18 protein-coding genes are annotated in these 14,297 nt (G+C 60.6%); 8 read left to right on the forward strand and 10 right to left on the reverse strand.

Features of this window, described 5'->3' with window-relative positions; genetic code table 11:
• Positions 1-27 precede the first annotated feature (27 nt).
• The gene (locus BXA01_RS04165; protein ID WP_041480547.1) at positions 28-903 is read left to right on the forward strand and encodes a LysR family transcriptional regulator; all 876 of its coding nucleotides are present in this window, start codon (positions 28-30) and stop codon (positions 901-903) included.
• Positions 904-957: 54 nt separating this feature from the next.
• Here the strand turns inward: BXA01_RS04165 and BXA01_RS04170 are convergent, their stop codons facing one another.
• A complete protein-coding gene (locus tag BXA01_RS04170; protein WP_076563319.1) occupies positions 958-1,926 on the reverse strand; it encodes an oxidoreductase in 969 nt (322 codons plus the stop codon).
• 88 nt (positions 1,927-2,014) lie between these two features.
• On the opposite strand from BXA01_RS04170, the gene BXA01_RS04175 reads away from it, so the two are divergent.
• Together BXA01_RS04175 and BXA01_RS04180 are read left to right on the forward strand one after the other, a co-directional pair.
• On the forward strand, positions 2,015-2,935 hold the full coding sequence (locus BXA01_RS04175) for an AraC family transcriptional regulator (protein ID WP_076563320.1): 921 nt from the start codon (positions 2,015-2,017) through the stop codon (positions 2,933-2,935).
• Positions 2,936-2,986: 51 nt separating this feature from the next.
• Positions 2,987-3,439: a thiol-disulfide oxidoreductase DCC family protein gene (locus BXA01_RS04180; protein ID WP_076563321.1), complete on the forward strand. Its 453-nt coding sequence runs from the start codon at positions 2,987-2,989 to the stop codon at positions 3,437-3,439.
• Here the strand turns inward: BXA01_RS04180 and BXA01_RS04185 are convergent.
• Positions 3,422-3,919 (reverse strand): DUF2269 family protein, encoded by a 498-nt coding sequence (locus BXA01_RS04185; protein WP_076567668.1) that lies wholly within the window; start codon positions 3,917-3,919, stop codon positions 3,422-3,424. The two genes, BXA01_RS04180 and BXA01_RS04185, sit on opposite strands and share 18 nt — an antisense overlap.
• A gap of 1 nt (position 3,920) precedes the next feature.
• Positions 3,921-5,048, reverse strand: a complete 1,128-nt coding sequence (locus tag BXA01_RS04190; RefSeq protein WP_076563322.1) for a saccharopine dehydrogenase family protein — start codon at positions 5,046-5,048, stop codon at positions 3,921-3,923.
• Positions 5,049-5,217: 169 nt separating this feature from the next.
• On the opposite strand from BXA01_RS04190, the gene BXA01_RS04195 reads away from it, so the two are divergent.
• The 3 genes from BXA01_RS04195 to BXA01_RS04205 all read left to right on the forward strand — a co-directional run bounded on the left by BXA01_RS04195 (position 5,218) and on the right by BXA01_RS04205 (position 6,743).
• The gene (locus BXA01_RS04195) at positions 5,218-5,433 is read left to right on the forward strand and encodes a PLD nuclease N-terminal domain-containing protein (protein WP_041480553.1); all 216 of its coding nucleotides are present in this window, start codon (positions 5,218-5,220) and stop codon (positions 5,431-5,433) included.
• Between the two features lie 257 nt (positions 5,434-5,690).
• Positions 5,691-6,167: a hemerythrin domain-containing protein gene (locus BXA01_RS04200; RefSeq protein ID WP_016774305.1), complete on the forward strand. Its 477-nt coding sequence runs from the start codon at positions 5,691-5,693 to the stop codon at positions 6,165-6,167.
• Positions 6,168-6,323: 156 nt separating this feature from the next.
• Positions 6,324-6,743: a hypothetical protein gene (locus BXA01_RS04205; RefSeq protein ID WP_076563323.1), complete on the forward strand. Its 420-nt coding sequence runs from the start codon at positions 6,324-6,326 to the stop codon at positions 6,741-6,743.
• 33 nt (positions 6,744-6,776) lie between these two features.
• Here the strand turns inward: BXA01_RS04205 and BXA01_RS04210 are convergent, their stop codons facing one another.
• The 3 genes from BXA01_RS04210 to BXA01_RS04220 form a co-directional block, all read right to left on the reverse strand.
• Positions 6,777-7,703 carry a LysR family transcriptional regulator gene (locus tag BXA01_RS04210; protein WP_076563324.1) on the reverse strand — a complete coding sequence of 309 codons (927 nt, stop codon included), beginning with the start codon at positions 7,701-7,703 and terminating at the stop codon, positions 6,777-6,779.
• Positions 7,700-8,674, reverse strand: coding sequence for a quinone oxidoreductase family protein (locus BXA01_RS04215; RefSeq protein WP_076563325.1), 975 nt, complete (start codon positions 8,672-8,674; stop codon positions 7,700-7,702). Before BXA01_RS04215 ends, BXA01_RS04210 begins: the two co-directional genes overlap by 4 nt.
• Positions 8,675-8,827: 153 nt before the next feature.
• Positions 8,828-9,325, reverse strand: coding sequence for an anti-virulence regulator CigR family protein (locus BXA01_RS04220; protein WP_076563326.1), 498 nt, complete (start codon positions 9,323-9,325; stop codon positions 8,828-8,830).
• A 128-nt stretch (positions 9,326-9,453) separates the two neighbouring features.
• On the opposite strand from BXA01_RS04220, the gene BXA01_RS04225 reads away from it, so the two are divergent.
• The gene (locus BXA01_RS04225) at positions 9,454-9,612 is read left to right on the forward strand and encodes a DUF2986 domain-containing protein (RefSeq protein ID WP_024012572.1); all 159 of its coding nucleotides are present in this window, start codon (positions 9,454-9,456) and stop codon (positions 9,610-9,612) included.
• A gap of 1 nt (position 9,613) precedes the next feature.
• On the opposite strand, the gene BXA01_RS04230 is transcribed toward BXA01_RS04225, so the two are convergent.
• Positions 9,614-10,825 carry an MFS transporter gene (locus BXA01_RS04230; RefSeq protein ID WP_076563327.1) on the reverse strand — a complete coding sequence of 404 codons (1,212 nt, stop codon included), beginning with the start codon at positions 10,823-10,825 and terminating at the stop codon, positions 9,614-9,616.
• Positions 10,826-10,956: 131 nt separating this feature from the next.
• Here BXA01_RS04230 and BXA01_RS04235 point away from each other — a divergent pair, with 131 nt between their 5' ends.
• Positions 10,957-11,850, forward strand: coding sequence for a LysR family transcriptional regulator (locus BXA01_RS04235; RefSeq protein WP_076563328.1), 894 nt, complete (start codon positions 10,957-10,959; stop codon positions 11,848-11,850).
• A gap of 317 nt (positions 11,851-12,167) precedes the next feature.
• Here the strand turns inward: BXA01_RS04235 and BXA01_RS04240 are convergent, their stop codons facing one another.
• Genes BXA01_RS04240 through BXA01_RS04250 form a run of 3 tightly spaced genes read right to left on the reverse strand, consistent with a single transcriptional unit; the run spans position 12,168 to position 14,043 of the window.
• Positions 12,168-12,968 (reverse strand): DUF3618 domain-containing protein, encoded by an 801-nt coding sequence (locus BXA01_RS04240; protein WP_076563329.1) that lies wholly within the window; start codon positions 12,966-12,968, stop codon positions 12,168-12,170.
• Positions 12,965-13,393: a phage holin family protein gene (locus tag BXA01_RS04245; protein WP_052392217.1), complete on the reverse strand. Its 429-nt coding sequence runs from the start codon at positions 13,391-13,393 to the stop codon at positions 12,965-12,967. Before BXA01_RS04245 ends, BXA01_RS04240 begins: the two co-directional genes overlap by 4 nt.
• A complete protein-coding gene (locus BXA01_RS04250) occupies positions 13,393-14,043 on the reverse strand; it encodes a hypothetical protein (RefSeq protein WP_076563330.1) in 651 nt (216 codons plus the stop codon). The genes BXA01_RS04245 and BXA01_RS04250 overlap by 1 nt, the downstream gene beginning before the upstream one ends.
• Between the last annotated feature and the right edge of the window lie 254 nt (positions 14,044-14,297).

Consider the following 14,297-nt stretch of genomic DNA (forward strand, 5'->3'; position numbering starts at 1 on the left):
GCGCCCTATGCACAGGAGGCATTGCCCTTGGAACTGGTTTGGCTTGAGGATTTTTCAGCGCTGGCCGAGTACGGCAGCTTTGTCCGGGCCGCTGAAGCGCGCCATGTGACGCAGCCGGCATTCAGTCGTCGGGTGCGTTCACTGGAGAACTGGATGGGCGTGGAATTGTTCGTGCGCACTCCGCAGGGCGCGACGCTGACCGAGGCCGGCAGGCAGATTTTGCCCAGCGCTCAGGAAGCGGCCAGACGCCTGTACCGCATGCGCTCCGAGGCCCAAGAAGTGGCTGGCATGGCGGCGAAAACCTTGCAGTTCGCCGCCACTCATTCGCTGTCATTCACCTTCTTCCCACGCTGGTTGCGCAGCGCCGAAAGTGGCGCGCCGATCGATGCGGTTCGCCTGCATTCCGACAGCATGGCCGTGTGCGAACAGATGCTGATTCATGGCCAGGTGCAGTTCCTGCTATGCCATCGCCACCCCGACGTTCCGCCATTACTGGCGCCTGATCAGTTCATTGGCAAGAAGGTCGGCGAGGACGTACTTGTGCCGCTGGCGAGTGCTTCCGCCCAGTTCGGCACGTCGCCTGAAACCCTGCCCTATCTGGCCTACACCCACGAATCCGGCCTGGGCCGGATCGTCGCCCACAGGTTGCATGGCAAGGCTGATTATCTGCACCTGAAACCGCTGTTCAGCAGCCACTTGGCCGCAGTGCTGATGTCGATGGCGCTGGAAAGCAAAGGCGTGGCCTGGCTGCCGAAAAGCCTGACCGAACAGGAAATGGCCGACGGGCGCCTGGTCAGGGCGCTGGATGAAAGTTGGGATATTCCGCTGGAAATACACCTGACTCGCCCGACCGCGCCGATCAGCCCTTCGGCGGAGGAATTCTGGGCGAAGCTGGGTGGGTGATGTTGACTCAGGCTAGTGTGAGGGGCTTTCGACTGTTGAGCTTTTTATTTCCAGTCATGCCACGGTCAGCCCCGTCCATAGCTCCGAAACCGCCCATAGTCGCTCAGCCAGCTCAGCATCCGCCGCCCATTTCGCAACGCCCTTGCGGCCCGCTTCAGGTTGATTGATCGGCGCAACATTGCAGTCTTCGCAATACACACCACCCAAATCCGCAAGCGCCACGCTGGTCGCACACCACAATCCCGTCGCGGCGCCCTGCTCCAGAGTTTTCAGCCCGTTGTGGGCATCCAGCCGTGGTCGACCGTGTTCATCCAGGGCGTCGAATGCGGCGAGTTCCGCTGTGCTCAGGTGCCGTGCCAGATCCGTCAGAATCTGCCCGGGATGCAATGAGAACGCACGAACGCCATGACTGCGTCCGCGCCGATCCAGCGCGATGGCAAACAAGGCATTGGCTGTTTTCGACTGACCATACGCGACCCATTTGTCATACGGCCGTTGCAGGAAATCGATGTCGGCAAAGTCCACCCCGGCAATCTGATGCCCGCGCGAGGACACTGACAGCACCCGCGCCTGCCCGGCCTTGACCAGCGCCGGCCAGAGGCCGCACGTCAGGCGATAGTGGCCCAAGTGATTGGTCGCGAACTGGCCTTCATGGCCATCGGCATCGCGCAGCAACGGCGCGGCCATGATTCCGGCGCAGTTGATCAACAAGGACACTGGCTGACCCGCGCTGACCACGCTGTGGCTGAACGCCACCACCGATTCAGCCTGCATGAGGTCCATGGGCATCACGCTGACTCCGTCAACACCGGCCAATGCCGACTCTGCCCGTGCCGTATCTCTGGCCGGCACCATGACCTGCGCTCCTGCCGCAGCGAGGCTTTTTACCGTCAGCAGACCGAGGCCGGAATAGCCGCCGGTGACCACAGCGAGCTGCCCGCGCAGATCAATGCCGGCCATGACTTCAGCCGCTGTGCTGGCGGCGTTGAACGGTGATTGCACAGGTTGTTGAGGCATGGTCATGAGCGTTAATCCTGAGTGAGCTATCGAAGGCCTTCATTCTTGGCTAAGCTCTCGGGACGAACCAGTCTGATAAATCCAGGTTTCTGTCGTGATCATCCAAAATCCTGCTGGCGATCCACTCTCTGCCGTATTGGCGCTCTCCGAGTTGCAAGCTGCCTGCTCGGTGCGTTTGCAGGCAGGCGGCGTCTGGGCGCTGCGATTTCAACCCATCGAACTGAAATTCAACGTGGTGCGACGAGGCGAATGCTGGTTGCGCATGCAGGGCTTGCCGGCGCAGTTGCTGCGGGCCGGCGACTGTTTTGTGGTGTCGCGCACGCCGTTCATTCTGGCCAGCGGCCCCGACATCGAGGCGGTGAATGCAGCGGAGGTTTTCGCCCATGACGGAGCCTCGGCGACCTTTGGCGTCGGCGAGGAAGTCGAGTTGCTGGGCGGCAGCGTGTCGCTGTCGGGACCCGGCGCAACCGAACTGCTCGACGTGCTGCCGACCTCGCTGATCATTCGTGCCGAGGCCACAGGCGCCTCGTCGTTTGGTTGGCTGCTGGATGAACTGGAGCGCGAGTGGCCATCACACCAGGCCGGCTCGCAGGCGATGTGCAACGACCTGCTGCGGCTGATATTCATCCATGCGCTGCGCCATCACATCAACAGCGCGGATGCCGAACAATTGTCCTGGCTGGGCGGACTGCGGGAACCGGCGATTGCCGGCGTCTTGCGCGCCGTTCACGGTGCTCCGGAAAAGGCCTGGCGCCTGACGCAAATGGCCGAGATTGCCTGCATGTCGCGCTCCGGTTTCGCCGCGCTGTTCAAGACACGCATGGGTCTGGCACCGGTCGAATACGCCACGCGCTGGCGGATGCGCGTGGCCGCGTTCCGCTTGCGCAATGGCCGGGACAATGTGGCCACTGTCGCCGCGTCACTGGGTTATCTGTCCGACGCGGCGTTTGGCGCTGCATTCCGCCGCGTGCACGGAATATCGCCGGGGCAATACCGGCGCGATCCACTCTTATAGTCCGATGATCAAGGTTATGATCGCGACAACCGCCGCCAAGGACACCCGCCGATGCCTGCCATGAAAACCCGCCCCACCCCCGCGCCATTGCTCAAGCCCGGCGAAACCGTGGTGCTGTTCGACGGCGTGTGCAAACTGTGCAACGGCTGGGCGCGCTTTCTGATTCGCCATGACCGTCAGCGCCATGTGCGTCTGGCGACCGTGCAATCGCCCGAAGGCCAGGCCTTGCTGGCGTGGGCCGGCTTGCCCCTGGATGAGTTCGACACCATGGCGGTGATCCGCGACCGGCATTACTGGGAGCGCTCGGATGCATTCCTGGAAGTGGTCGGGCAACTGCCAATGCGCTGGCAGCCGCTGAAACTGCTGCGGATCTTCCCCCGTCGTCTGCGCGACTGGGCTTACGATCGCATCGCGCTCAACCGCTATCGGCTGTTTGGCAAGTACGACACTTGTCTGCTGCCGACTGCGGATCATGAAAGCCGTTTTCTAAAAGCCCACGGCTGACCCGATCAGTTGCAGCGGCGTCATCTTCGTCACCATCATCAGCACGATGACAAACATCCCGGCGAACCCGGCGATGCCCATCCAGAACCACCAGCGGTAAGTGCTCGCGTAGCGATCATCCAGAGGCAGGCCGCCCTCGCCCGCGCTCAGCGCCATCTTCTGCAAACGCTTTTGCAATACCAGCACCGGCAGCCACAACGCGCCGACACAGAAGAAAATGATCAGCGAAGTCAGCAGCCATTCGGTGCTCATCGAAAGCCCGGAAAGCCGCATCAGCAGATAGCCGGTAATGACCTGCACAAACCCGGCCGGCGTGGTGATCCACGTATCAAAGCGCACCACCATTCGTGCGACATGGGCGATCACTTGCGGGTTGCCGCTGCGGCTGGCGGCGATCAGGTAGAGGTAGGAACCCATGCCGAAACCGAAAAGGAAAATCGCCGCGATTACATGCAGGTACTTCAGGCAGAGATAGACCATCTCAACGCTGCCCATCGGAGAATTGAACCGACAGGCTCAAGTTGGCCGGATCGTTGATCGCCGCCAGATATTCCTCAACGCTGATTTCGCCAACACACGGCCGCGCGCCGGCCTGCGGCACATAACCCCGAGCCATTTTGGTTGCGAGGGCGACGGCGGCGCAGCTGGGGATTTCCGGGCCTTTGTCATTAAGCGCGGTGAGTTGCGCGGTCATGCTCAGCGGCTGATCGTCAACACCGATGCCTTGAACATCGATGTACATCGCGCTCTTGCCATCACCGAAGCGTTCGAACCACGTACCCAGTCGATGCAGACGCGCCGCCCAGCGCACATGATCGCGCACCAGACCGAAGCGCAAGGCTTGCGCCAGCAAGGCATTGGCGACACCGCCGAGTTTCAGGCCGGCGCCGGCCTTGAAGCGCAGCGTCAGTGCGCCATAGCGGCGTGCGAAAATATCCATGTCCGGCACATCGACATTGGCCAGTACCCGGGTGCCCAGTTGCGGCATGCTGCGCAGGGTCAGATCGAGCCAACCCAATACTTCGTGAGCCTGGCCGTTTTTCAATTGTTTGATCGGTTTGCCTGCGTAGGCGAGCACGCCTTCGACCGTGGACAGCCCCGGCATTTTTGCCGAGGAAGAAATGCCATGCTCGATCGAGTCGATTCGCGCAAAACGCGGGCGCTGCTCATCGATGATCGCCGAAGACAAGGTCGGCACCGAACTGCAACCGCTGAGCACGGCCACGCCAGCCTCCCTGGCGCGGGCGTCGAGCACATCAATGCCGTTGACGAAGGTGCGGCAGTCAGCCAGATCGCAATAATTGACCCCGGCATCGATGCAGCTTTCAGCAACTGCGTAGGATTGCCCCTGAAACGGCCCGCCGGTGTGCACCACCAACTGAACATTCAACTCTCGCAACGCCGCTTGAAAACCTGCGCCCATCGCATCACCGCACCAGCCTTCGCACGGACGGCCTGATCGCGCTTGCAGCTCAGCGACCTTGCCCTGCAACTTGCGCGCATCGCGGCCCGACAACAGCAGTTCAATCTCTGGCATGAGCGCCAGATGCCGACAAACGATGCTGCCGAAATTGCCGTAGCCACCGACGACCATCACCCTGAATGCCATTGCCCTTTCCCTGTTTCAGCCCAAACGTGGCGCAGAGGATATAGGCCGCAGCGGCGATCAGAAATTTATTTTGCAACCGGGTATCACCCCGTCCGCTTGTCCAAGGCAAAAAGAATGAACCCAACGCCCCTCTCGTCACCTAACGCACAGACCATCAGGAGCTAAGCCTATGCAAATCGAAACCGTGTGGATCGTGTTGGCGGTCATTCTTGTGCTGATCGAGCTTTGGGCCATTAACCGGGTGCGTAAAAGCGAGGGGAAATCCAGTAGTAAAGGCGTGTGGATCGTGCTGATCGTTTTCGTGCCGCTGTTCGGCCTGATCGCCTGGGCACTGGCGGGACCCAAGCATGTCGGTCGCATTTCGCCTTCCCAGGCTAACCGTTGAAGCGGCTAGCGCTGCCCCTTTCCAAGCATCACCACAGCCCGGCTTTTGCCGGGCTTGTTATATGCAATGTCTGCCGCGCGGATATCTTGCAGGCTGCACGAAAGCATTGTGCCTGCTTCAATGCCAGCCCTTGATTTAGACGGATTGCGCTCGATCGGCGAGTTGGCATGAGTCCTGCGATAGCCTCTTCCTGAATACACAGCAGCGCGAAAAAAAGAACGCTGTGTTCAATCCGTGAAAAGCATAGGCCTCAAAAAATGAATGCCATCGACCTTCTCAAAGCCGACCATGAAAAAGTCAAAGCCATCCTCAGCCAACTGAGTGAATCCACCGATCGCGCGCTGAAAAAACGCGTCGAGTTGCTAGGCAAACTGGAAATGGAAATCACCATCCACACCCGCCTCGAAGAAGAGATTCTCTACCCTGCGTTCAAGGAAGCCGGCAGCAAGGAAGAAGACATCATGTACTACGAAGCCAAGGAAGAGCACCGCACCGTGGATTCGCTGGTGCTGCCTGATTTGAAGGAAACCGACCCGGGCAGCCCGGAATTTGCCGGTCGGGTCAAAGTGGTCAAGGAGCTGCTGGAGCATCACATCGAAGAGGAAGAAGAGGAAATGTTCCCGAAAGCGCAGAAGCTTCTGGGCAAGGCCAAGCTCGAGGAGCTGGGCGCACAGATGGAAGCGATGAAGGCCAGTCACAAAAAGGAAATGGCAGCCAACAAGATCGCCGCGTAAAGTGCTGAAGATACCGAGGCCCGGCAGCGATGCCGGGCCTTTTTTGTCCATCAAACCTCCACACCCCCTCAAGGATGACGTCCCCGTGGATGAGATCATCAGCTATCGCGTCGCAAACTTTGAAAATGCCCTGTCAATGCGCCGGTCGGGCCAGTCATGACGCCAAACACTCGCCCCGTTCTGGCAGTCCTCGGCCTGATGGTTTTCTACGCTGGACTTTGGGTCGCGTCCGAATGGTGGGAGAGGGCTTTCGCCACAGCCTACCGGGCCGCTGACATCAGCCCCGACGGCTGCGTTCGGGTTCAAGCGTTCAGGCCTTATTGGGTGCTGCCCGCCTCTTTCCATCCGAAATCACCACCCGACGATCCCGATGATCGGAGCTGGTTCGTGCGCTGGGAAAGTCCGGCTTTCTTCCGCCTCTATGACCAGCGGGATGGACGGTTACTTGCTGAAACAGACGTCTACGATCTGGTCAACTGGGGTGGGCCAGTCAATTGGGGCTACGGAAAATACCGGGAAGTGAGCGTCGGTATGATCCAGATCGGCACCGAGCCAGACGACTGCAAGTACGAGTGAAGCGACTGTGTGAATACTCAATACTCGCACTGATCAAACCGCCCAAGGTGGCCCGGTCTCGAATTTCGCTTCGATCCACTCCTTGAACGCCACCACTGCGGCCGCCGGAAATCGCGATGACGGTCTGACCAGATAAACGCCGCCCGCCGAATCCAGATGCCAGTCGGACAGCACGTGAATCAGCCGCCCTGCCGCCAGATCGCGGCTCATCAGCCAGTCGCCGGCACCGAGTATGCCGGCGTCGGCGCGGGCGGCGGCGAGCAGGGATTCGCTGTCGCTGGCGGTAAGGTTGCCGTGTGGCGTGATGGTCTGCACTTCGTTGCGGCGATGCAGGCGCCACAGCGGGAACGACGCCAGCCCGCTGAAGCGCAGGCAATTGTGCTGTAGCAGATCCTGTGGTGTCTGCGGCATGCCGTGGGCCTCGATGTAGGCCGGCGATGCGCAGAGAATCCGACGATGGTCACTGAGCTTTTTTGCAATCAGCCGATTGTCATCAAGCTCGCCGATGCGGATGGCCGCATCGAAGCCCTGCTCGATGATGTCGACCAGGCCTTCGCTGTAATCGGCGATTACCGAAACATGCGGATGAGCCTTGAGAAATTCCGGCAGCAGCGGTCCCAGCCACAAGCGCCCCATCGCCGCCGGCAAAGCCAGACGCAAGGTGCCGCGCACTTCGCTGGCGCCCTGCACCGCTTGCTGCTGCGCTTCGTTCATCAACTCGACGGCTGCGCGCAGGCGCTGTTCGAGTTGCAGGCCAGCCTCGGTGATACGCACGTGTCGCGTCGAGCGTTCCACCAACCGCACGCCCAGTCGCTTCTCCATCGCCGCGAGGCGTTTGGAAACAATGGTCGGATGGCGCTGCAACAAACGCCCCGCCGCGACAAACGACCCTTGCGCGGCGACAGCCAGGAAAGCAGCGATTTCATCGCTGTGCGGGTTGCTCAGAACATCCAGATTCATGGTTTTAAAATGATCGCCCCTGATGATCGGCCTGCCTCGAGATCGGCATGCGCTTGTGCCGCGTCGGCCAATGAATACCGCGCGCGAATTTGCGGCGTGATGATACCGGCGGCCACCGCAGCCAGCACGTCTTGCGCGCGCTCCTGAAATTCGGCTGTCGTAGCGGTGTGCGCGGCCAGCGATGGACGGGTCAGGAACAGCGAGCCCTTGGCGTTCAGCGTGGCTATTTCCACCGCTGCCGGCGCGCCGGTCTGCGCGCCGAACGAGACCATCAGCCCGCGTGGGCGCAAGCTGTCCAGCGAGGCCTGAAAAGACACCCGACCAATCGGGTCATACACCACATCGACCTTGCGCCCCTCGGTGATACGCAGCACGTCGGCTGCGAGGGTTTCGGCATCGAACACCAGCACTTCGTCACAACCGGACGCGCGAGCCTTGTCGACACTGGCCTGCTTGGACACCACACCGATGACTGTCGCGCCAAGGTGCTTGGCCCACGGCACCATGATTTCCCCCAGACCACCCGCGACGCCATAAAGCAGCATGGTCGTGCCCGGCCCGACCGGGTAAGTCGCCTTCAGCAAATACTGCGCGGTGATGCCTTTGAACAACACCGCCGCCGCGTCTTCGAACGCCAACTCTTCGGGAATCTTCACCAGACGCTCTGCCGGAAACAGCCGCGCCGAGGCGTAACCACCCAAGGGGCCAGTGGCGTAAGCGACCCGATCACCGACGCGGACATTGCTCACACCTGCACCGACCGCTGCCACCCGACCCGCGCCTTCCAGCCCCAGCCCCGACGGCAACGCCACGGGCACTGCACCTTTGCGCTGGCTGACATCGAGGTAATTAACGCCCACCGCCGCTTGCTCCAGCCAGACCTCGCCGGCCCCGGGGGCCTGTTCGCTGACAGTGTGCAATTGCAGGACGTCCGGTGCGCCCGTTGCGGTGAAGCGAATTGCGTTGGCCATGGTCATCTCCATTCATTCGTTAGCCGTTGAGCTCAGTCTGAAAGCTCAGCATTCAACGAACAACCCAGCCTGAATGCAGTTCATTGCTGCGCACGATGCAGCAATACCCACATAAAAAAGGAGCGGCACGTGCTGCCGCTCCTCCCTCAATAATCAATCGAACGCGCCGTTGAGCACCTCGTAGATCAACCCGGTAGCCAGCGCAACAAGGATCAGGTCGGTGCCCACCTGTTGCCATTCGTAGCCTTCATAGCGAGGCAAATGGCCGAGCAGACGCCCGTCCAGCTTCTTGGCGATGCCCGGGGGCAATGGCTTGCCCCGCGCCAGATTCTTTTGAATACCCGGCGGCAGCGGCGGCCCCGGATTCCAGTATTCGCCGCGATAACCGCCGACGATGCCGAGAATATTGCCGCGATCAATGCTCGGCCCGCCGCGATAGCCAGAGGGTTGCTGGCCTTTGTTGCCATTGCCCTGACCGCCCCCACCCTGTTTACCATGATCCTGCATGTTCTGCGGTTTGCCCTTGCCGTTGCCCTGGCCGCCTTGACCACCCTGGCCCTTGCCATTGCCGGGGTCAGCCAGTGCCGTCGTGCTGCCGATTACCAGCGCGAGGCAAGACAACGCGGTAATCAATCTGCGAGCTTTTCTCATGTGCGATTCCTTCGGTTGGGGGATGCTCTTGAGTATGGGCGAATGTGCTCAGCTTAGTGGATTTCTTCTTGCTGACCACTCGGCCTTGCGTCAGGATTCCCACCCTCTCCACCCCTGATCGAAAAATCATGAATCGTCAAAAGAAGCTGCAGCAGTTGTTCAAAGAAAAGGCCAAAAAGGCCAATGCCAAACTGGCGCCGAAAAAGCCCAAATACATCTGCAAGGCTGATCGCCTGAAGCTGGAAGCCGAAGCCGCGCAGGCGGCGGCCGAAAACAGCGAAAGCTGATTCAGGCCGTCTGCCGCGACGTCAGCCAGGTCATCAGCGCCGCCAGCACGAGCAATGCCGCGCTGGCGTAAAACGTCAGCCGATAACCGCTGCCGTCGAACAGCAGACCACCGATGGTAGAACCCGAGGCAATCGACAACTGCACCACCGCCACCATCAGCCCGCCGCCCGCTTCGGCATCGTCAGGCAGCGTGCGCGCCAGCCACGACCACCAGCCCACCGGCGCGGCGGTCGCGATCAATCCCCACACGCCCAGCAACACGAACGCAGCCACCACTGAACTGCCCAGCCCAATGAGCGCCACTGCGATCATCGCCATCAACAGCGGGATGGCGATCACCACGCGATACAGCCCCTTCTTCAACACCGAACCGATGACCACGGTGCCGATAAACCCGGCCACACCAATGACCAGCAAAATCATCGACAGCACCGAAACATCGACCTGGGTCACGGTTTCCAGAAACGGTCGCAGATAAGTGAACAGCACAAACTGGCCCATGAAGAACAGGCCGGCGCCGAGCATGCCCAACGCCACCCGGCGGCTTTTGAACAACGCAAAGACATTGCCTGCGCTGGACTTGCGCGGCGCGGCCGGCAACGCGGGCAAGCTTATCCACTGCCAGAGCAGCGCAATCAACGCCACGGGTATCAGGCAGAAAAACGCCCCGCGCCAGCCAATCACGCTGCCGAGATAACTGCCCAGCGGCGCCGCGACCACCGTGGCCAAAGCGTTGCCGCCATTAAAAATCGCCAGTGCCTTGGGCACGCTGGCGGAGGGCACCAGACGCATGGCCAACGCCGCTGACATCGACCAGAAGCCGCCGATTACCACGCCGATCAATGCGCGACCGATCATGTAAACCGTGTAGTTGGGCGCCAGGCCCACCACCAGCCCGGACGCGCACATCAGCGCCGTCAACAGCAGCAACAGGCGCTTGCGATCCATCGAGCCGGCGAGCCTGGTGATCGTCAGGCTGGTCAACACCGCGAACGCGCCGGAGATGGCGATGCCGTAGCCGGCCAGGCCTTCGCTGATGTGCAAATCCGTTGCCATGGGCGTGAGCAGACTGACCGGCATGAACTCGGAGGCGATCAGGGCAAAGACACACAAGGTCATGGCGAACACGCCGCTCCAGTACGCCGGTTGCTCGCCGGCCGTGGACGCCTCCATGGGCTGGGCTGTCGGGGTGTTGATTACTTGAGCCGTCATGGGAAAACCTGTCTTGAAGAAGAAATCATCGAGGCACTTCTGCCCCGCTACTCAGGCTGCAAAGCTTGACGGATCGGGCTTAACTTGATTAGTAGCGGTAATCTTCATGTGCTTTTGAGAAAAATTCAGCAATGAGCAACGCCAAAGTCAATGACCTGCAGGCCTTTCTGGCGGTGGCGCAGGATCAAAGCTTCACCAAAGCCGCTGCTCGCCTCGGCGTCACGCCCTCTGCGTTGAGTCATACGGTCCGCGCGCTGGAGCAGCGTCTGGGTATCCGCTTGCTGGCTCGTACGACGCGCAATGTCTCGCCGACCGAGGCTGGCGAACGCTTGATGCGTTCGATTGCGCCGCTGTTCGAGCAGATCAGCGCCGAGCTCGAAGCCCTCGGTGAACTGCGCGACAAGCCCAGCGGCACGATCCGGATTTCCTGCACGGACGATCAGATTGAGTTGTGCATTCGGCCGATGCTTGCAAAGTTTTTGCAGGACTATCCGGACATCACCCTGGAGTTTTACGTCGATTATGGTTTCACCAATGTGGTCAAGGAACGCTTCGACGCCGGCATCCGTCTCGGTGAATCGATCAGCAAAGACATGATCGCCGTGCGCATCGGCCCGGACTGGCGCCTGGCCGTGGTGGCCTCGCCGGATTACTTCGCTCGCCACCCGAAACCCGCCACGCCGCATCAGTTGATGGAGCACACCTGCATCAACATCCGCCATCAACCGGCCGGCGCGATTTACGCCTGGGAGTTTGCGCACAAGGGTCAGGGTTTCAGCGTGAAGGTCGACGGGCAGTTGGTGTTCAACAGCATCATGCACGTGCTCAATGCCGCCGTGGATGGCATCGGCGTGGCGTACGTGCCCGAACAATTGGTCGCGCCGTATCTGGCCGACGGGCGACTGGTGGAGGTCCTGGAAGAGTGGTGTCCGACGTTTCAGGGCTATCACCTGTACTACCCGAACCGGCGCCAGGGCTCGGCAGCGTTTGCAGCGTTTGTCGAAGCACTGAAATACAAACGCTGACAAACGCAACTCTTCAATCCAACCCAAATCCCTGTGGGAGCGGGCTTGCCCGCGAGGGCGGCGGCACATTCAACATCATCATCGCCTGACCCAGCGCTTTCGCGAGCAGGCTCACTCCAAAAGATCCGGGGCAGATCAGCAATCTTTTTCGCAACCCAAATCCCTGTGGGAGCGAGCCTGCGCGAAGGCGCCAGATCAGATCCATTCGCGTTGAATGACATAACGTTTTTACACGCTGGCTCACCACAGCGGCACACCGGATGACCGCCGCACATCGACAAGGGAGGCCCATTGCAGGCCTCCCTTGTTTTTCACCATCAAGAAGTACCCAGACCCTCTGACAGATCCGAAGAAGACGGCCGCGCCGGATCCGGTTTGGTTTCGACTTCGGTTTGTTCAGTGGTTCGGGTCACCGTGTCACGCACGGCTTCATACCCTTCCTGAGCTTTCTGCTTGGCCTTGTCGACCATGCCAGCGCTGGTACGGCCCATGTAGCGCTGTTCAGTGGAAGTAGTCGGCAACGCCGCGCCGAGCAATGCACCGAGCGCAACCCCGGCGGCAGCCACCATCAGCGGTTGTTCCTTGAGCAGGTGACTGAACTGCTGGCCGAGCACTTGCGAATTACGCGACAGTCGATCACTGGCGTCATGCATCGCATGGCTTAGATTCTCCTTCGCTGCACCGACGTTTTCACCAAGGTGGCTGGCCTTGCCTTTCAGCGACTGGTAGCCGTTCTTCAGCGAGTCAGTAGTCGAGTGCAGATGCGCGCGGGCGCTGTCGATGCCGTCGGCCCACTCGCCGGCCTTGTCCTGATCCGGCCCGCTGCGATAGGTCGGTTGCGGCACCGGTGGGCGATTCTGGCTGATCATCAGCCAGAGCAGGCCCACGGAAGTCAGCACCGCTGGCACCGGATTATTGCGCACGCTGGTGCCGAGATTGGTAAAGAACGTCGAGCCGTTGCTCTGCATCATTCCCCAAGCCTGATCGATCATTTGCCCGGGGGTGAATTTGCTCTCGAGTTGGTCGACGATGTTGCCGATGCTCGCGCGTTGCGCATCGATTTCGCGCTCGATTTGCTCCGGGCTTTTTTCCGCTTCGATATCCAGTTCGCTTTTCATGAGACTTTCCTCCGCAGCGCTTCCTGATCCTTGTTCAAGGCGTCGAGGGTGCGATCAGGTTTGAAGTGAGATGGCTCGAATTGCTTTTTCCCGGATTGCAGCATGGCGAAGCCGATGATCATCACCACCACGCCGACGATCAGCGCGGCCAGCCATGGCGCCATGAACATGCTCAGGCCGTACACCGCCGACATCAGCAGAATGATGAAGCCAGCGAGAAACACGATCGCGCCGCCGGCCACCGCAGCGATGCCCGCTTTCAGCGTGCTGAGGCTGTTGTGCAGTTCGGCTTTTGCCAGTGCCAGTTCCTTGGTGAACAAGGCCGGTACCTCGCGCGACAGTTGTCGCAACAGGCCGACCACGGAGGCGTCATCCGTTTGGCCGAGGGGCCTTGCCCCGCTCAGATCAGATTCATCTCTGTTCATCACAGTTCTCCTTTGGCGTCGGGTGCGTGCGGTACGGAAGCCGCGGCAAAATCAGCGGGGTGATCGCTTTCACTGGGCGAGTTAGGGGTAATGCCGGTAGCCAATCCCGGATTGGCGTGGGTCGACGACGGCATCGACGATTCATAGGGTCGCTGCGCTCCGTAGTCGGCTGGCGGTGGCGTCGAGGTGGAGCCCGCCGCCGGATCGTGTTCGGCACTGACCGTCGCTGCTGCGGCCGTGCCGGCTTTGAGAAACCGCGACAGGCCGAAACCGATGGCAATGCTGCCGGCGATGAACAATCCCGGATTGCTGCGCGCCAGATCCGCTGCATCGTGCAGTAACTGCTCGGCACTCTTGCCGCGCAGATTGCCTGCCAGCCCGGTCATGGAATCCGCCATGTCGGTCAGGTAGTCGGACATACCCAGCGTGTCCTTGTCCTGCAGTTCCGAGACAAAGCTTTTCGCCCCTTGCGCCAAGGCTTCGATCTGCTCGGCCGCCGTGTCGCGATACTGGCCGAATTGCGCATCGGCCTGCTGCCGCGCACCGCCCAGTGCTTCGCTGACGTTGTCCTTCAAATGATCAAAACTTTGCTCAGGCTTGCCGTTGGGATCACCTGATTCATACCCTGACCTGCTGTCTGAAGTATTCATGTCGCCCCTCGCCTTCTCACTGAAAACGCAAAAACGGAGCTACACGGCAACATTGCCTCGAGCCCCCACATAGAAGATGACGGAGCAGCTTGCGCGAGAGTTCAAAGAGGTTGATGAGCGTGCGACATCAGGTCTGGATCAGTGACGAAAGGTTGCGCTTGGCAGGATTGTGTTGAGCTTCTGCGCCGGTCTGCGGTCAAGACAAGGCACGGGGGTTCATCCAGATGATGGCAGTGAAACCCTCAACGCCGCCG

Origin of the sequence: Pseudomonas sp. B10 (assembly GCF_900156235.1) — a bacterium.
Lineage (GTDB): Bacteria > Pseudomonadota > Gammaproteobacteria > Pseudomonadales > Pseudomonadaceae > Aquipseudomonas > Aquipseudomonas siliginis.

Excerpts from the sequence above, each read along its gene's own strand:
- BXA01_RS04215 (WP_076563325.1), bottom strand. The coding sequence starts at position 8,674 with ATGGCCAACGCAATTCGCTTCACCGCAACGGGCGCACCGGACGTCCTG.
- BXA01_RS04200 (WP_016774305.1), top strand. The coding sequence starts at position 5,691 with ATGAATGCCATCGACCTTCTCAAAGCCGACCATGAAAAAGTCAAAGCC.
- BXA01_RS04195 (WP_041480553.1), top strand. The coding sequence starts at position 5,218 with ATGCAAATCGAAACCGTGTGGATCGTGTTGGCGGTCATTCTTGTGCTG.
- BXA01_RS04190 (WP_076563322.1), bottom strand. The coding sequence starts at position 5,048 with ATGGCATTCAGGGTGATGGTCGTCGGTGGCTACGGCAATTTCGGCAGC.
- BXA01_RS04235 (WP_076563328.1), top strand. The coding sequence starts at position 10,957 with ATGAGCAACGCCAAAGTCAATGACCTGCAGGCCTTTCTGGCGGTGGCG.
- BXA01_RS04185 (WP_076567668.1), bottom strand. The coding sequence starts at position 3,919 with ATGGTCTATCTCTGCCTGAAGTACCTGCATGTAATCGCGGCGATTTTC.
- BXA01_RS04230 (WP_076563327.1), bottom strand. The coding sequence starts at position 10,825 with ATGACGGCTCAAGTAATCAACACCCCGACAGCCCAGCCCATGGAGGCG.
- BXA01_RS04210 (WP_076563324.1), bottom strand. The coding sequence starts at position 7,703 with ATGAATCTGGATGTTCTGAGCAACCCGCACAGCGATGAAATCGCTGCT.
- BXA01_RS04205 (WP_076563323.1), top strand. The coding sequence starts at position 6,324 with ATGACGCCAAACACTCGCCCCGTTCTGGCAGTCCTCGGCCTGATGGTT.
- BXA01_RS04220 (WP_076563326.1), bottom strand. The coding sequence starts at position 9,325 with ATGAGAAAAGCTCGCAGATTGATTACCGCGTTGTCTTGCCTCGCGCTG.
- BXA01_RS04225 (WP_024012572.1), top strand. The coding sequence starts at position 9,454 with ATGAATCGTCAAAAGAAGCTGCAGCAGTTGTTCAAAGAAAAGGCCAAA.
- BXA01_RS04170 (WP_076563319.1), bottom strand. The coding sequence starts at position 1,926 with ATGACCATGCCTCAACAACCTGTGCAATCACCGTTCAACGCCGCCAGC.
- BXA01_RS04250 (WP_076563330.1), bottom strand. The coding sequence starts at position 14,043 with ATGAATACTTCAGACAGCAGGTCAGGGTATGAATCAGGTGATCCCAAC.
- BXA01_RS04240 (WP_076563329.1), bottom strand. The coding sequence starts at position 12,968 with ATGAAAAGCGAACTGGATATCGAAGCGGAAAAAAGCCCGGAGCAAATC.
- BXA01_RS04180 (WP_076563321.1), top strand. The coding sequence starts at position 2,987 with ATGCCTGCCATGAAAACCCGCCCCACCCCCGCGCCATTGCTCAAGCCC.
- BXA01_RS04245 (WP_052392217.1), bottom strand. The coding sequence starts at position 13,393 with ATGAACAGAGATGAATCTGATCTGAGCGGGGCAAGGCCCCTCGGCCAA.